16 protein-coding genes and 2 pseudogenes are annotated in these 14,751 nt (G+C 68.5%); 5 read left to right on the top strand and 13 right to left on the bottom strand.

Annotated features, from left to right (window positions below; translation table 11 throughout):
* Positions 1-201: 201 nt before the first annotated feature.
* The 3 genes from OG978_RS45260 to OG978_RS45270 form a co-directional block, all read right to left on the bottom strand.
* Positions 202-414 (bottom strand): integrase core domain-containing protein, encoded by a 213-nt coding sequence (locus tag OG978_RS45260; protein WP_326770880.1) that lies wholly within the window; start codon positions 412-414, stop codon positions 202-204.
* Between the two features lie 25 nt (positions 415-439).
* A complete protein-coding gene (locus OG978_RS45265) occupies positions 440-1,513 on the bottom strand; it encodes an IS110 family transposase (RefSeq protein ID WP_442817913.1) in 1,074 nt (357 codons plus the stop codon).
* A 194-nt stretch (positions 1,514-1,707) separates the two neighbouring features.
* Positions 1,708-2,499, bottom strand: a complete 792-nt coding sequence (locus OG978_RS45270) for an IS5 family transposase (RefSeq protein WP_326770882.1) — start codon at positions 2,497-2,499, stop codon at positions 1,708-1,710.
* A 596-nt stretch (positions 2,500-3,095) separates the two neighbouring features.
* On the opposite strand from OG978_RS45270, the gene OG978_RS45280 reads away from it, so the two are divergent.
* Positions 3,096-3,479 (top strand): hypothetical protein, encoded by a 384-nt coding sequence (locus tag OG978_RS45280; RefSeq protein ID WP_266726502.1) that lies wholly within the window; start codon positions 3,096-3,098, stop codon positions 3,477-3,479.
* A gap of 20 nt (positions 3,480-3,499) precedes the next feature.
* Positions 3,500-4,504: an IS3 family transposase gene (locus OG978_RS45285; RefSeq protein WP_326763270.1), complete on the top strand. Its 1,005-nt coding sequence runs from the start codon at positions 3,500-3,502 to the stop codon at positions 4,502-4,504.
* Between the two features lie 36 nt (positions 4,505-4,540).
* Here the strand turns inward: OG978_RS45285 and OG978_RS45290 are convergent.
* From OG978_RS45290 to OG978_RS45300, 3 genes and pseudogenes are all read right to left on the bottom strand, one after another.
* Positions 4,541-5,014, bottom strand: a pseudogene (locus OG978_RS45290) (TniB family NTP-binding protein); the annotation flags it as partial.
* A 90-nt stretch (positions 5,015-5,104) separates the two neighbouring features.
* Positions 5,105-5,509: a hypothetical protein gene (locus OG978_RS45295; RefSeq protein ID WP_326770883.1), complete on the bottom strand. Its 405-nt coding sequence runs from the start codon at positions 5,507-5,509 to the stop codon at positions 5,105-5,107.
* Positions 5,510-5,647: 138 nt separating this feature from the next.
* On the bottom strand, positions 5,648-6,289 hold the full coding sequence (locus tag OG978_RS45300) for a TetR/AcrR family transcriptional regulator (protein ID WP_326770884.1): 642 nt from the start codon (positions 6,287-6,289) through the stop codon (positions 5,648-5,650).
* 102 nt (positions 6,290-6,391) lie between these two features.
* Here OG978_RS45300 and OG978_RS45305 point away from each other — a divergent pair, with 102 nt between their 5' ends.
* On the top strand, positions 6,392-7,060 hold the full coding sequence (locus OG978_RS45305; protein ID WP_326770885.1) for a hypothetical protein: 669 nt from the start codon (positions 6,392-6,394) through the stop codon (positions 7,058-7,060).
* A gap of 128 nt (positions 7,061-7,188) precedes the next feature.
* Positions 7,189-7,959 carry an MIP/aquaporin family protein gene (locus tag OG978_RS45310; protein WP_326770886.1) on the top strand — a complete coding sequence of 257 codons (771 nt, stop codon included), beginning with the start codon at positions 7,189-7,191 and terminating at the stop codon, positions 7,957-7,959.
* 183 nt (positions 7,960-8,142) lie between these two features.
* Here the strand turns inward: OG978_RS45310 and OG978_RS45315 are convergent, their stop codons facing one another.
* The 7 genes and pseudogenes from OG978_RS45315 to OG978_RS45345 all read right to left on the bottom strand — a co-directional run bounded on the left by OG978_RS45315 (position 8,143) and on the right by OG978_RS45345 (position 13,548).
* Positions 8,143-8,628: a hypothetical protein gene (locus OG978_RS45315; protein ID WP_326770887.1), complete on the bottom strand. Its 486-nt coding sequence runs from the start codon at positions 8,626-8,628 to the stop codon at positions 8,143-8,145.
* A gap of 135 nt (positions 8,629-8,763) precedes the next feature.
* Entirely contained in the window at positions 8,764-8,922 is a 159-nt protein-coding gene (locus tag OG978_RS45320) for a hypothetical protein (protein WP_326770888.1), read from the bottom strand.
* Positions 8,923-8,928: 6 nt separating this feature from the next.
* Positions 8,929-9,189 (bottom strand): annotated as a pseudogene (locus OG978_RS45325) (transposase); the annotation flags it as partial.
* Between the two features lie 152 nt (positions 9,190-9,341).
* Positions 9,342-9,971, bottom strand: a complete 630-nt coding sequence (locus OG978_RS45330; RefSeq protein WP_326770889.1) for a hypothetical protein — start codon at positions 9,969-9,971, stop codon at positions 9,342-9,344.
* Positions 9,968-10,408, bottom strand: a complete 441-nt coding sequence (locus OG978_RS45335; RefSeq protein ID WP_326770890.1) for a hypothetical protein — start codon at positions 10,406-10,408, stop codon at positions 9,968-9,970. Before OG978_RS45335 ends, OG978_RS45330 begins: the two co-directional genes overlap by 4 nt.
* Positions 10,409-11,010: 602 nt before the next feature.
* Positions 11,011-11,757, bottom strand: coding sequence for a peptidoglycan-binding domain-containing protein (locus OG978_RS45340; RefSeq protein ID WP_326770891.1), 747 nt, complete (start codon positions 11,755-11,757; stop codon positions 11,011-11,013).
* Between the two features lie 87 nt (positions 11,758-11,844).
* Positions 11,845-13,548 (bottom strand): peptidoglycan-binding protein, encoded by a 1,704-nt coding sequence (locus OG978_RS45345; protein ID WP_326770892.1) that lies wholly within the window; start codon positions 13,546-13,548, stop codon positions 11,845-11,847.
* A 213-nt stretch (positions 13,549-13,761) separates the two neighbouring features.
* Between OG978_RS45345 and OG978_RS45350 the strand changes: the two genes are divergently transcribed.
* On the top strand, positions 13,762-14,697 hold the full coding sequence (locus tag OG978_RS45350) for a helix-turn-helix domain-containing protein (RefSeq protein ID WP_326770893.1): 936 nt from the start codon (positions 13,762-13,764) through the stop codon (positions 14,695-14,697).
* Positions 14,698-14,751: the final 54 nt, after the last annotated feature.

Below are 14,751 nucleotides of genomic sequence, written 5' to 3' on the forward strand. Positions count from 1 at the left end.
GGGTCCGACTAAAGCGGAACCGTAGTGAACGGCTTCAAGGATCTGTTTTCTCTACAACCTCGTCGTCGCGGTTGTAGATGCCCGTCGGCAACGTCCAGGAACTCGGTCAATTTCTCAACAGCGAAGGCATGGTCCATCGCAGGAATCTACGCCCAGTGGTATCCGAGGTTGGCGTGAACCGCCCCGGGTTCGGTAGAGATCTCAGCTTGTTGTTGTGACCTGGAGTTTCGTGGTGGCGAGGTAGTGGTTGGTCTCGTATTCGACGGGTGGAATGTGCCCTATTTCACCGTGGAGTCGGCGGTGGCAGTACCAGTCGACCCACTCGGCCGTCGCGAGTTCGACTTGGGAGAGTGTCTTCCAGGATCGGCCGGGTTTGATCAGCTCGGTTTTGAAGAGTCCGATCGCGGACTCCATGAGGGCGTTGACGCTCCTATAGCTGTCAACTCGTTGCGGGGGTCGTCTGTGGAGCGGGTCGAATCAGGTGGTAGACCTCGCGGATGACGTAGCGCTTGAGGCAGCGGATGATCTCGCGTTTCGTCTTGCCTTCGGCGGTGCGGCGGGCGACGTAGTCGATCGTAGGCTGATGGAACCGCATGCGGACGATGACGGTGCGATAGATCGCGGCGTTGAGCTGCCGGTGGCCGCCGCGGTTGATGCGGTGCCTGCCGCTGGTCATGCCGGAGCCGGTGGGTACGGGAGCGATGCCTGCGAGCTTGGCGAGGGCGGCTTCGGACTTGATGCGTTCGGGGTTGTCGCCGGCCACGACGAGGATCTCCGCGGCTGTGTCCACGCCGATGCCGAAGGGTTCGAGCAGTTGCGGGGCGGCGCGGTGAACCAGATCAGCGATCATTTTCGTCAGGTCCTTGGCCTCGGCGTCGAGGTACTGCCACCGCTTGGCCAGCGTGCGCAGAGCATGACGCAGTGCGTCCTCGGGGCCCTCCAGTTGCCGAGGACGCAGGCCCGCCAGATGCCGGGCCAGGGCGATCTGCGTTTTGCCTGCGGTCTCGTTCCGCAAGGGATCTGGGGCGTGGACAAGCATCGCCTTCATGGTGACCATCGCCGCTGTGCGCTGTTCGACGGCCTGGTCGTGGGCGATCTTGAGCTGACGGATCGTCTGGGCTTCACCGTCGGCGCTCTTGGGGGTGGCCGTCGCGAACCCGGCCAGGACGGCTCGGGCGGCGTTTTCGGCATCCAGGGTGTCGGACTTGCCGTTCATCCGCCGTAGCCGTCGGTCCGGGCGGCCTGCCTCGACCACCTTGTGCCCGGCCCGGCGAAGGAACGAAGCCAAGGTGGCGCCGTAGGAGCCGGTCCCCTCGGCCCCGAACGCCAGGACGCTGCCGAATGAGGTTGCCCAGTCCAGTAGTTGCTGGAACCCGCCGGTGTCGGTGGGAATCGTCAGGCTCGCCAGGATCCCACCGATCGTGTCCATCACTGCTGCGACGTGCACGTGCTTGTGTGTATCGACGCCGATCACGACGTGCCCGGACCTGTGCTGCTTGTTGGTGTTCACCAGGTTCCTCCCGGTCGCTAGCGTGGGGTTCACGCTGTCGCCGGTCGGACGGACAGGACTGTCACGGGGACGCTTTGACGAGTTGGCTCCAGGCTCCCGACTTGTTGAATCGACCCCAGATGCTCGGTCTGCAGCCGTAGCGTCCAGGGTGTCGGTCGGCATGGGCCCGCAGTGCTCCTTGCCGTCCTCGGGCTGGCTCACTGATAGCGTGCCGCCGCCGGCCGACACCCGCGCGGTGTGGCTCGACAGAGGCATGAAGGTATCTGGGTGTGGTGATCGGCCCGGCGTTCGTGGTCGCGGTTGAGGCGGCGTGATCGCGAGAGCCAGCTCAGCGTTCTTTCCACCACCCACCTGCGGGCCAGTACGACAAATCCGCGTTGTCCGTCGGATCGGCGCACGACCTCGATCCGGACCCCGTGGCGGGCGAACGCCTTCGCCAGGGCCGGGCCCTGGTAGGCGCTGTCGACCCACACCAATTTCAGCAGCCGACCCGGATCGGTCATGAACGTCTCCAGCAGCGCGGGGGCGGCCTTTGAGTCGTGGACATCGGCCGTGGTCACGGTCACCTCCAGGAGCAGGCCCTCGGTGTCGGTCAGGATGTGGCGCTTACGCCCGTCACGTGATTTCCCGCCGTCGTATCCGCGACTGTCCTCGCTGACGGTTTCGGAGGCGTCCACCGACTGACTGTCGATGATCCCGGCACTGGGCTCGGTGTTTCGGCCCTTGCGTTCCCTGGCCGTGCGACGCAGGCGTTCGTGCAGCTCACGCACGTAGTCGTAGGTCCGCCAGCGGCGAAAGAAGTCGTAGACGGCCCGCCAGTACGGAAAGTCGACCGGCAGGGCCAACCACTTGACGCCGTTGTCGACGAGGTAGCGCACCGCGTCGAGCATCTCGCGGTGGCAGTACGCCTCGGGGCGCCCACCCTGCCTGCGGAGCCAGGCCGGCACCGGCATCGCGGAGCGGACCTCGGCCCACTCCGCATCCGTCATGTCACTCGGACAGCACCGCGCCCGCCGCCCCGGAGCGATCGAACCGAACCGGTGCACGTAGCAGTCACACCCAGGGGTGACCGCGGTGGACGCGGCCACAGAGATACTGCTCAACTGGTCGGACAACGGGCTTCCTTGGTCGTGCTGGGTGTCGTAACCGCGTCACTACCAAGGGGCCCGTTCTTTCATGCCCGCGGCCGCACCCGTAACTCTGTCCAGATGGCCACCCGCGCCGCACACCTCGAACGAGATCCGGTTTGCCACAACGCACTAAAGGCCCAGGTGTGTTTTCCCTGGTCACAGCCTTCTGCGTCGACCGCAGGCAAAAAAAGGGGGCTACCGGCGGGGTGCGCGGGACCCGTTCATGGCGGGGCGGTGGTCGGTCTCGGCGAGGTGATCGATACGGACCTGTTCGAGGCTGGTTTTGGTGATCCGTTCGCTGCCGTCGAGGATGCTCGTGATCGCGGCTTGGCGGATCAGTCGGGTGAGGCTCCCGATCCTGCCTGCAGTCCGTTGGTCCCTCTCTGTCAGCCTTGGGTGAGACATCCCGTTCTGCGGGGTTAGCCTGAGAGGGCACGACAGGAGAACCGTCCCTTATGCCCAGTACAGAGCCCGTCGGGTCCGAGCCGGCGCCGAGGCCGAAGCGCCGCACTTTCACCTCGGAGTACAAGCTGCGAATCGTCGCCGAGTACGACGCCGCGCCCAGGAACGAGAAGGGTGCGGTCCTGCGCAGGGAACGGCTCTACCACTCGCATGTCAAGGAGTGGCGGGCCGCCCGGGATGCCGGGGCCCTGGAAAACCTGGTCGACCGCCGGACCAGCCCGGCCCGTGCGAAGAAGTCCGCCGCGGAGGTGGAGAACGAAAAGCTGCGGCAGCAGGTGGAGCGGTTGCAGAGGGACCTGGCACGGAACAAGGCCGCACTCGAGGTGATGGGAAAAGCTTCCGCGCTCTTGGAAATGATCTCCGAGAGCGCGGACTGAAGCCTGCCGCCGACCCTGTCGTGGACGAGGCGTTCACCAGCGTCGAGGTTCAGCTGGGCATCACGGCCGCCTGTCGGCTGACCGGCCGCTCCCGCGCCACGCATTACCGTCGGCTCCGGCCCCCACCACCACGCAGAACACGTGCCCCACAGATGCAGCCGTCGGCCCTGACGGCCGAAGAGCGTTCTGCGGTACTCGAGTTGATGAACGGCGACGAGTACGCCGAGCTGGCGCCCGCGCAGATCTGGGCCCGCGAGCTGGATGCCGGGCGCTATCACTGCTCCGTCTCGACGATGTACCGGATCCTGCGCGAGCAGGATCAGTCCGGTGAGCGCCGACGGCAGGCCACCCATCCCGCCAAGGCGGTGCCCGAGCTGGTCGCCACCGGGCCCTCGCAGGTGTTCACCTGGGACATCACCAAGGCGGCCGGGCCGGCCAAGGGCGTCTGGTATCACGCCTACGTGATCATCGACATCTTCAGCCGGTATATCGTCGGCCACACCGTCGAGCGAGCCGAATCAGCTGTGCGGGCCGAGGAGCTGATCCGCGAGACCATCGCCCGCAACGGCATCGTGCCCCAGACCGTGCACGCGGACCGCGGCACCTCGATGACGTCGAAGAAGGTCTCCCAACTACTGATCGATCTGGGCGTGACGCGGTCGCACTCGAGGCCGAAGGTCTCCAACGACAACCCTTACAGCGAGGCCCAGTTCAAGACCACGAAGTACATGTCGGATTATCCTGAACGGTTCGATTCGCTGGCCCACGCCCGCGAGTGGTTCGACGCGTTCATCGCGTATTACAACCATGAGCACCGGCACTCGGGTATCGGCTGGCACACACCAGCCTCCGTCCACTTCGGGACCGCCGAGGAAGTCCGCGACCAGCGCGCGGTCACCCTCGCCGAGGCATACGCCCGCCACCCCGAACGCTTCGGCCGCCGCCCCAGACCACCCGAGATACCCCAGACGGCCTGGATCAACGACCCGGCCAAACGCAGGGAACCCGCACCACAAACCTCATAGCGTCACGACCGTCTCACTGGACTTGAAATCTTCCGGGTGGAGGTAGGCGGTGTGGCGGGGGAGTGTCCCGGCCCGGTGCGCACGGAGATCGAGTGCGGCTTCTACCCCCGCGATCAGTTCGCGGAAAGGCTCGTGTTTCCCGAGAAGTGTCGGGAACGCTCCGCATTCCACGAGGGAGGCGCGTGCGGCGAGCTGGGCCCCGCGCACACCGCTGAACAACGCGGTGGTGGTGACGTCGATGCCCGCGTACACGAATGTCGCTTTGATGCGTTCGGTGAGGTCTTTGAGCAGGTCGGCGGTTTCCGCGCCGGTGGTGGTGCGGGGGTTGAGCCGGTGGATCTCGTCGATCACCAGACGCACGCCCGCACGGTTGTAGGTGTGGCAGACGGCGTCGGTGATCTGAGCCTGCGTCATCCGGCCGGTGACGGGGATACCGAGGTAGCGGGCGAACTCGGTCGCGAGGGCTTTCGCGGTCGCCCCGGGCGGGACCAGTGCATAGGCGACCGGCACCGGTGGCTTTATTCACGAGTAGCGGTTCTGGCTCAGCTTCCGGAACCTGAGCCAGAACCCCTGGAAGTGAACGAAGCCACCCGCCCGGCCTCACACCGAGACACCCCGGAACTCGTGCGCCGACCCACGCACGCCGAGCCACGGGCCATTCGGTCCGGGGCTGCCGGTGCGACGAGGCGGGCGACTCCGCAGTGCTGACCGGTCCTCGACGAACTCCGCGTCCGGGCCGTACACCGCGACCTCGACGAGCAGCTGCTGCCCGCCGGTGCGGGCAACGCCACGGCGTAGGGAAGACTGGCCGGGCGCCGCGGCAGCGCGTGCCCGCGTCCGGCCGATGCTGCCCGCTGCCGGGGCCTGGCCCGACTCCGCCGCGACCTCACTGCCGCCGCCGACGACCACGACCAGGCCGTCACCCCGCTGACCTATGTCTGCGCACGTCCCGGTGATATCGGCTTTGACCACCGCGTACACGTTCGCGATGAGGTCGAATTTCATCGGCTGACCATCCACGTTCGGTCGTGCGGTGGCCGGGTGCGCCCGCCCGTCGGCGAACTCGGCACTGTCCCGGTGCACCGCAACGAACGGGGTCGCCTGGTGGGGGAGGCTCTCGTGCTCCGGGCCGTGCCGGCGGGCTCAGTCGGTCGCGTTCGGGCGGTCGGCGGCGGCGACGAGGTCGGCGAAGGTGAGCGGTTCGCCCGGGGCAGGGGCGGGCGTCGGTGCGGCCTGCGTGGTCAGGCCGTCGAGGGCAAGGTCGAGATGGCGGTGCAGCAGCGTGCCGTCCGCGTCGAGTCGGGAGAGACCACCGGGCAGGGGGCGGGACAGCCGGATCGACAGGAGGATCAGGTCTCCCGCCCCCACCTCGGGGCGCAGCCGGCCGGATTCGTGCGCCGCGCGGATCAGGTGGTCGAGCGCCCTCGATGTGCGGGTCCGGCTTTCGATCAACTCCTGGTCGACAACGAGCCGTTCGAGCAGCACCGGGATTACCGCGCCCATCCGGAGGTCGGCTGCCGCGTGGACGAAGCGCCGCACCGCGTCGTACGCGTCACCCTCCTCCCGCGCCGCCTGGTGGGCCGCGGCCTCAAGGCGTGAGAGCAGGTCACCGGTGAGATCACGCACGAGTGCCTCGCGGTCGGCGTAGCGACGGTAGAGCGTGGCCGGCCCCACACCCGCCCGGCGCACGATCAGGTCCAGCGGGGCGTCCAGGCCCCGCTCCAGGAACACATCGCGGGCGGCATCCAGGATCCGTCGTCTGCTGCGTTCGGCGTCCGCCCGCATGAGATCCACCTTCCATCAATGAAGCGGAGAACTTCTCTCCGTCTATGCTAGCGTGCCGTAGGCGGAGAAAATTTCTCCGCTTCGCTCGAAAGGGGCTTCGCCATGAACGTTGGCGCGTTGAATGTCCGCACTGTCATCGACGGTGTCGAGTACGGGGACGATGCCGTTCGGCAGTGGGAGCTGGACCGTTCACGGGCGGCGCTCACCCTGCTGAAGCAGCGGATCGGGGACGAGCGGATGCGGGAACTCCTCGCCCCCGATCTCGCCGCGTCAGACGCGGTGATGGCACCGCTTCCGAACGGGTCCGGAGGAGCCTGGCGGTCGGCCGTCACCGAAATGACAGTCGCCGGGATCGACGCGGACCGGTTCCTCACCTGGTGGCAGGGCCGACTCGCGGGCGGTGACCGGTCCGCGCTGCTCTCCGCCAACCCCGAGCACTACCTCGCCGACTCCAGCGGCGGAGTGGTCGAGATCATCGAGACCATAGGATCCGGCCCCCTCCGGTTCTTCCTCACCTTCCACGACGGCGTCGAAATCGCGGACGAGGGCCACGAGGAGTACCCCGTACGCATCGGCGGCACCGGACGCCTCGGTGACGGCACGGAGATCGCCCGCGTCATGCATGAATTCGGCGACGGCCCCGACGGCTTGCGCATCCGTCTGACCATCCAGTTCCCGGCCAACGCCCCTGAGCACGTCTTCGTCGGACATCAGTGGCACTTCGCCTGCGAGTTCACCAACTGGCTGGAAGGCGCGCACGCCCAGGCGTGAGCTCCTTCCGCACGCAGGCGGGGATCCCCTGGCGATCAGGGGATCCCCGCCGCCAAGAGGGAGACCCCGCGCCCCGGGCTCTCCTCGGCGCGGCCCGGCGAACAGCGATCCTCGATAGGACCATTTCCATGACGACCACAACCCCGGCCGTGCCGGCGCAGGCCGACCCGCCCACCACCGCAGAATCCGGCATCCTGCGTCGCGCAGCCTGCGAATTCGGCCTCACCGGCCTTCTGCTGTTCTTCGTCGTCACCGGCGTGCGCTGGCTTATCGCACCCGACTCACCGATCTCCGCCCATGACATCCACTACGCTCTCGCCATCCTTGGCGTCACCATCGGGGTGCTTCTCATGGTATTCATGACGTCCCCACCCGGCCGGCGGTCCGGCGGACACCTCAACCCCGCCGTCACCATCGCGCTGTGGCGGCTCGGCGCCTTCCCGGCCCGCGCCGTCGTCCCGTACGTCACGGCCCAACTGGCCGGTTCCGTCGCGGGAACGGCGCTCGGCCGACTTGTCTGGGGACCGGCAGTCTCCCGCGTCCCCGTCGGCTACGCGACCGTCCACGCCGACCCGGCATGGGACGCCACCGCGATCCTCACGGCGGAGACCGGAGTCCTCGTCCTGCTGACCATGATGCTCTCCGTGCTCCTGGCACACCCGGCCGGCCGCAGACTGCTCCCCTGCGCGGTGGGGCTCGCCACCGCGGTCATCATCGCGACGTTCGGTCCCCTCAGCGGCGGATCGGCCAACCCGGCACGACAGTTCGGTCCGGCGCTCCTGGCCCAGGACACCACCCACCTGTGGATCTACCTGCTCGCTCCGGTGCTCGGCGCGGTGCTGGGAGCAGCCCTCGTGGCTCTGGCCAAACCCCTGACCGCACAGCGGCCCCGGTGCTGACAGAGAGGGAAATCACCAATCGGCTATCGCGGCGGACCGGAACGCCGGCCCACGCCGGTGTCCAGATCTCGCCGTCGGGGCGGCCGGGGCAGACGCATCTCGTCTGGTCCCGCCTTGGCTTCGAGCATGCTGACGGCGGGCGGGCGGGAGACGAGCGACGTCTATGCCGCGAGCCCCGCCGCGTTATCTGCCCGGCCGGGCAACCTCCTCAGGTACCCCAAACCGTTCATGGAGTTCTTCGGCAAAACGCGTCCGGTAGATGCCGTGGACGATGGTCCAGGGAGACTGGTAGCCCCTGTGCTCCGGGTCCGAGACATCCTCGTCCCACGGCACTACGCAGTCTGGAAGCAGCCGCGCACGGCCCAGATACATCTGCGCGGCCTCTTCCAACTGCACTTCTCCTGCGATCACCGAGCTCCATAGCCTGCAGCCCTGCCCGACCACCCACATGCACAGATCTTCGGTGCTGTCTTCGGACCAGACGTCCCCATCCACGCTCACGCCTTCCGAGAAGTCGGCCAGCGAATCAGCCGCGGACTCGTACGCGAGCGCGAAGGCTTCAAGGACTTCCCGCGGCTGGGACTCCAACCACAATTCAAGGGCAGACAGGCGCGGTCGTGTCGCTTCCAGGACTTCCCAGAACCAATCAGGAACATGATCCGGTCCCATTTCGGCTCCCGTGTCGATGGCTGCAGTACCCGCCCGACCGTACAACGGGATGGAGTCCCCTGGACACTCCCAGACTTCACCGTCGGCGAATGGCGCTCTCCATCTGAGGTTCCCCCGTTGTGTGGGGGTGGCTGACTAGCTGGTCAGAGCGGTTTGACGTGGTTTCAGGTTCACTTGTTCGGTCGTTGCCTGGTTGGCGTAGTGCTTCTCCTCGTACTCGATGGGGCTGTGGTAGCCGAGTCGTTTCTGGATGCGGCGGGGGTTGCAGAAGCCGTCGATGACCCTGTTGCCCAATTGGTCTCATGCTGCGAGGTCGAGGGCCGCCAGTCGGGACGTGCGTGTGCGGGCGAGGGGTGTTTCGTTCCACCAGGCGTCGAGGCGGATCAGATTGATGGCGGTGGCTGTAAGGATGTGCGCGAGACGCGTCTTGGCTCGGCCGATGTAGCGGGTGCGCCGGGCTCCGGCGGTCGCGACGGCCTGATGGATGGTGCCTTCCACGCCGGCGCGGGCCGCATAGCGGTCCTTCCACTCATCCGTGGACTGCTCAGCGCGGACGCGTTCCAGCACCGCATTCCGTTGCCCGGGAGCTCGGCATCAGCTCGGAGTCCCTGCGCGGCTGGTACCGCCAGGCCAAGGCGGACCGGGGCGAGGGAGCCCCGGGTGAGCTCACCACCGCGGCTTTCGCTCACGGGCCGTGGCAGCAGGGCCGGTTGTCACCAGATGGTGAGGTCGACCGCGTGGGCGCAGTGCGGGTCGGTGTCGGGTGTCCAGCGCTCCTTCTCGTGTACGAGCGCGGGAAGTGCGGCGAGCAGGGCGGTCAGTGCGCCGGTGAGGCGTACATCGACCGCGACCGGCCCGTCGGCTTCCTCGACCGCGATGTAGAGCCGCATGCCGTCCTGCTGGTCGAGGAGGAAGCCGCACAGCGGGGGGCTCGGCGGTGTCTCGGTGAACGGCCAGGCCAGTGTCCGCAGCACACGCAGTACCCGGTCCGTGCTTGTCGGCGGGGCGGGCTCGACAGCGGAGGTGTCCACTTGGACCAGGGCCATGCCCATCACGGACGCGTCCGGATGCGGGGGGCCGCCGGCTGCGAGCGTGCGTGTCAAGCCCAGCACCAGCGGGGCGGTGACCGGTTCGTCATCGTCGTCCATCAGCGGCACCTCGTAGGCGACCAGCGCATCCGGCGCCACGGCGTCGCCGGCACCGGTCACGATCCGGACCGCGTCCCGCGTCGGCAGTACCCCGCGCAGGAAAGTCTGGTCGACGAGGGGTACCGCCGTGTAGTCGAGAAGGTAGCGCGTGAGGTACGCCTGCTGCTCGACCGTCTCTCCGCACGGCCCGCTCACTCGTTGATCCAGGCCGGGCACTTGGTGACGCCCTTGCAGTAGGCCGTGACGACGCCGATCTTCTTGCCCTTGCCCGCGTCGTACTCACCGTCGGCCGTGCGGCGGGCGTACTGCACGATGACCACGACCTCGACGAACCGGGCACCATTGCGGGCGACCCCGTAGTACTCCAGGCGCCCCCCGCTCTTCGCGTCCACCTTCCCGGCCAGAGCCGCGTCGACGACCCGGCACTTCCTGATGTTGTGCTTGCCGGAGAAGTGATTCCAGCCAAGATCGCCGTTGCCGTACCGAGTGGGGATCACCCGGCCCTCGGGATCGGTCTCTTCGCACTTCGTTTTCTTGTTCCAGTACCGCTGCGCCGCCGACGCGTCGGGCACCGGCCCGGCAACGAGTACGGCACCCACGGCTGCTGCGGCCATGACGCTGATCAGCTTCATGATCCGGACCGTGCCACGCCCCGGCCGGGCATACGCCCTCTTCGCCGGCAGGATCGTTTCCCTACCCCCGGACGGGTGACTCGGGCCCAGCACACGAATTGACCGGCCAGGAACGGCGATCGCCGCAGCGCCACACCCCGCTGCCCTGATCACCGGCGTCACCGCACCCGCCCGTTCGCCCGCTGGGGCACGGGCTCTTCTCTCCCGTACCGCCTCCCACCCAGCCCGTTGGGCCGCCGGCCGGACCCGTGAGTCCGCCGCCGCGCTCTTCCGGTCGTGCCCCGGTTGTCTGCCCGGCCTCTCGGCTCCGGCTCCGTGCCCGCCTCTTTCGTCCTGCCGCCGTCCGATGTCCGCGCCGCTGCGCCCGCCGTCGCGTCCCTCGTTCTCCGTTGTCCGGCGCTCGTCGTCCGGGGCCCCCGCTGTCTGCCCCGTCCCGTCCTCGTCGCCCGTCCGTGCGCCCGTCGGCGCCGACCAGGTCAACGGCGGGGGCGAGCGCTCGCGTCCTGATGGGCAAGGCCGCCGCGCGCAGGGCCCGCGCTCACCTGTCCTCCTGCGGCCCTTGCCGGAAGCCGGGACGAACACCATTGCCGGGGCATCGGTGATCAGGTGGGGCTGATAAGGGTGGACCAGGTGTCCGGGCCCACGATGCCGTCGCTTGTGAGCTGGTGTTCGGCCTGGAAGTCGGTCACGGCCCGGGTGGTCTCCTGGTCGAAGACTCCGTTCACGCTCACGGGGTGGCTGTGTGCGGTGAGGAGGCGTTGGAGAGCCTGGACCGCGGGGCCTTTGTCACCGTCACGAGCGTTGACGATCAAGGCGTGCCAGGTGTCCGGGCCCACGATGCCGTCGCCGGCGAGGGAGCGGTCGCGCTGGTAGGAGGTCACGTGCGCGGTTGTCGAGGGGCCGAATTCGGCGTCGACGTCGGTGCGGTACCCGTGAGCCGTGAGCAGGAGCTGGATCGCGGCGACGGTCTCGCCTTCTGCGCCGGACTTGACGAGGGGCCAGGTGCGCGATGCGGTGCCGGGCCGGTGTGCTGGTGTGTGTGCCGGGGGAGTGGCGCCTTCGATGTCGCCGGCGCCTTCTGTGTCCTCGGCTTCGCTGCCGGTGTCTTCGCTGGGCGCGGGGCAGGTGGTCGCCGCGCAGCCGTCGAGGGTCGGCGCGGTGACCGGTGGCGGTGTGCTGCCGGCGCGGCCTTGGGCGTTCTGGTAGGCCGAGGCCGTCAGGGTGACGACGGCGACGACGGCGACTCCCATCGCCAGTGGATGCCGGCGCAGCCGGCTGAGCAGCCGCCGGAGGGCTCCGGCGGGGCGGCGTGCCGGGGCGGCACGGTGCGAAGTCCGCGTGGTGGCCATGGTCTTCTCCAGGAGAGCTGAGGGGCGGTGCGGTCGGTGGGAAGGGGGTGGACGCCGGCCCGGCGTCCACCCCCTCAGTGCTGCCGGTTACTTCCAGGCGCAGTGGACGTGCGTCTTGTGGCCGGCCGAGGGCGGGCCGATGATCTCGGTGGCCCCGAGCTGCGAGCAGACCGTCATCAGCGACCGGTGCGGCGCGCCGCTGCCGACGTGCTTGCCGTTGATCACGTTCACGTCGAAGCTCAGCCCGCGGTAGTGGCGGGACGTCTTGCTGTGGACGCCTCCGACGAACTCACTGACGTTCATCCGGTAGCCGTACCTGTCGTGCAGGGTGAGCAGGCCCTGGAGCATGCGGGGGTCCAGCTGGACGCGCTTGGATCCGACGTGGCTTCCCGGACTGGTGAGCGCACCGCGGCCGGCGGCCATGTCGGCGATGTTGGCGTGAGCGGTGGAGGCGCTGTGGCGGGTCTCGGAGTGCTGTCGGGCGAAGGTGATCCCCGGCGTCCCAAGGAGCTGCTTGGCCAGGGCGACGGCGTTGCCCGCCGGGACGCCCCCGGAACCGCCGCTTTTGTCGGTGAGCAAGAGACTCCAGGTGCGCGGGTCGGCGATTCCGTCGGCGGGGAGCTTCTTGGCGTTCTGGAAGGAGCGGACGGCGGCCGTGGTGGCGGGGCCGAAGACCCCGTCCGCGTCGATCCGGACCCCGGAGGCATTGAGCTGATGCTGCAGGGCCCTGACGGCAGAGCCGCGACTGCCCTGCTTCACCGTGACGAGCAACGCACCCCAGGTACGGGAACCGATGATGCCGTCGGCCTCGAGCCCCTTGGCGTTCTGGAAGGAGCGGACGGCGGCCGTGGTGGCGGGGCCGAAGACCCCGTCCGCGTCGATCCGGGCGCCGGAGGCGTTCAGCAGTTCCTGCGCGGTGACGACATCAGTGCCGCTACTGTCCGCCTTGAGCACCGGCGCCCCGGCGACCGGGGGCACGGTCGGCTGCGGCGGCGCCGGCGTGGTTCCGCCCCCGGCCCCGAGGTGGGCGAGCTGCCGCAGCTCGGCGAGCGAGCCCCTGAAGACGTTCACGTCCACGCGGTTCTTCGACGGGATACCGGACACGGTGCCGGTCTCGGTGTACTGCCAGATCTTCCAGCCCTGCCCGGCACGCGGCACGGCGGCCGGCTCCTTCGAGCCGCTCTCGTACCGCGGCTGCCACAGGACGTGGCCGGTGAACATCGACCCGTTCCCGTTCATGCAGGTGTCGACGAACGACTTGGTGGTGTAGATGATCGGCTTCACGCCCATCTGCGCGGTGACGGCGTCGAGGAATGCCCTGACACCGGTCGTACTGAAGTTCCCCGGGCAGCGCCCGGCCTTGTCCAGCTCCAGGTCGAGCGTGGGCGGCAGTTCTCCCGCACGCGTGCCGGTGTAGCCGGCCGCCTTCATCGCGTTGACGAAGTTGCGGGCCTGCGCGGCCCCCGGGGTGCGGCCGTAGAAGTGGTATGCGCCGTGCATCAGCCCGGCCTGTTTGGCGCCCTGAAGGTCGCGGCTGAACCAGCGGTCGCTCCAGTCGGCGCCCTCGGTCGCCTTGGCGAACATGAACACGTGGCCGGAGGCGCGGACCTTGTTCCAGTCGATCGCCGCACCACCGGTGTGGTTGTAGTGGCTGGTGTCTACACCCTTGACGCTGAAGCTCGCGGGGGAACTCGCGTCTGCCGGCAGGATCGTCAAGCCCGCGAAGAGCATCCCTCCGCTCGCGAGCGCCGCGCCGGTCCAGCTGATGGCCTTCTTGGTTGTCTTCCTCACCGCTGTGTCCTCTCGGTCCTGCCCGTGCCGCGCCCCGCGTGGAAGCCGGGCCCGGCATGTGGCCTGGGGTGAGCGTTGTCGCTCGGAAGAGGACGCTGACCGTCCCGCCGTACCAGCGCTAGAGTCTGGGTGACAGTGAGTCATATCGGGATTACGCAAGGCGCTGAACAGCACGTTTCAAGGTCACTTGGGGGTTGTGTGGGACAGTTCGGGATGGACGAAGGCCGTGATGAGACGGCACAGGACAGCCCTGCCGAGGCGCGGGAGACACCGGAACTCGCCGCGCTGCTGAACCGGATCCGCCGGTCCATGGCCGAACTGGGCTGGTCCTACAACGTGATGGGACGCAGGACCGAGGTCTCCTCCAGCACCTGGAACCGCTGGTGCACGCAAGGAAAACTGCCCCGGCGGGAGGCGCTGATCAGCTTCGCCGACGCGGCCCCTCGCGTGGTCGACCGGACCGAGCTCCTGGGACTGTGGGACGCCGCGTGGGCGGCCCAGGAAGCACAGCAGATGCAGGCCGCGGCCCCTGAACCGGCGCAGGACCAGCGCCGTGACCCGGACGGGCACACGCAGCCGGCCCCGGCCACCGCGACGGCCCTACCGGACGGCCGCCGCCGGATGACGCGGGCCACCCTGGTGTCCCTCTTCGGGATCGCGGCCGCTGCCGTCGGGGGCGGCGCCTTCTTACTCTGGACACTCAACGGCAACGCGAACGCGCCCACCGGCACACAGGGCGCACCGCCGGCCACCTCCGCCACGGCGTCACCGTCCCCCACGGCCAGCTGCCACGGCTCCACGTGCGCCTCGCTGGAGCCGGCCCAGTCGATCTGCTCCAAGGACGCCGTCACGGCGTACACCGGCAGCCGGTACGGAGCGGTGATCGAGCTTCGCTACAGCGCCCGCTGCGCCGCTGCCTGGGCCAAAATGAGCAGGACCTCGCCCGGAGACCGTGTGGTCATCACACCCGCCCAAGGCCAAAGCGAGGAATACCGCCAGCAGACCGGGCACGACGCCCACACCCGCATGGTGCCCGCAGACAAACCCGAGAACGCCCGCGCCTGCGCGATCATCCAGGACCGCGGCACCATTTGCACCACCGAACCGCCCACCGCCCCCACAGCCACACCGAGTGTCGGCGGCGGCTGAACTTGGACCCACTCTGGCCGGTTGAAATCTGACCCAGGTGTCTTCGGTTTGGTT

The organism is Streptomyces sp. NBC_01591, from assembly GCF_035918155.1.
Classification (GTDB): domain Bacteria; phylum Actinomycetota; class Actinomycetes; order Streptomycetales; family Streptomycetaceae; genus Streptomyces.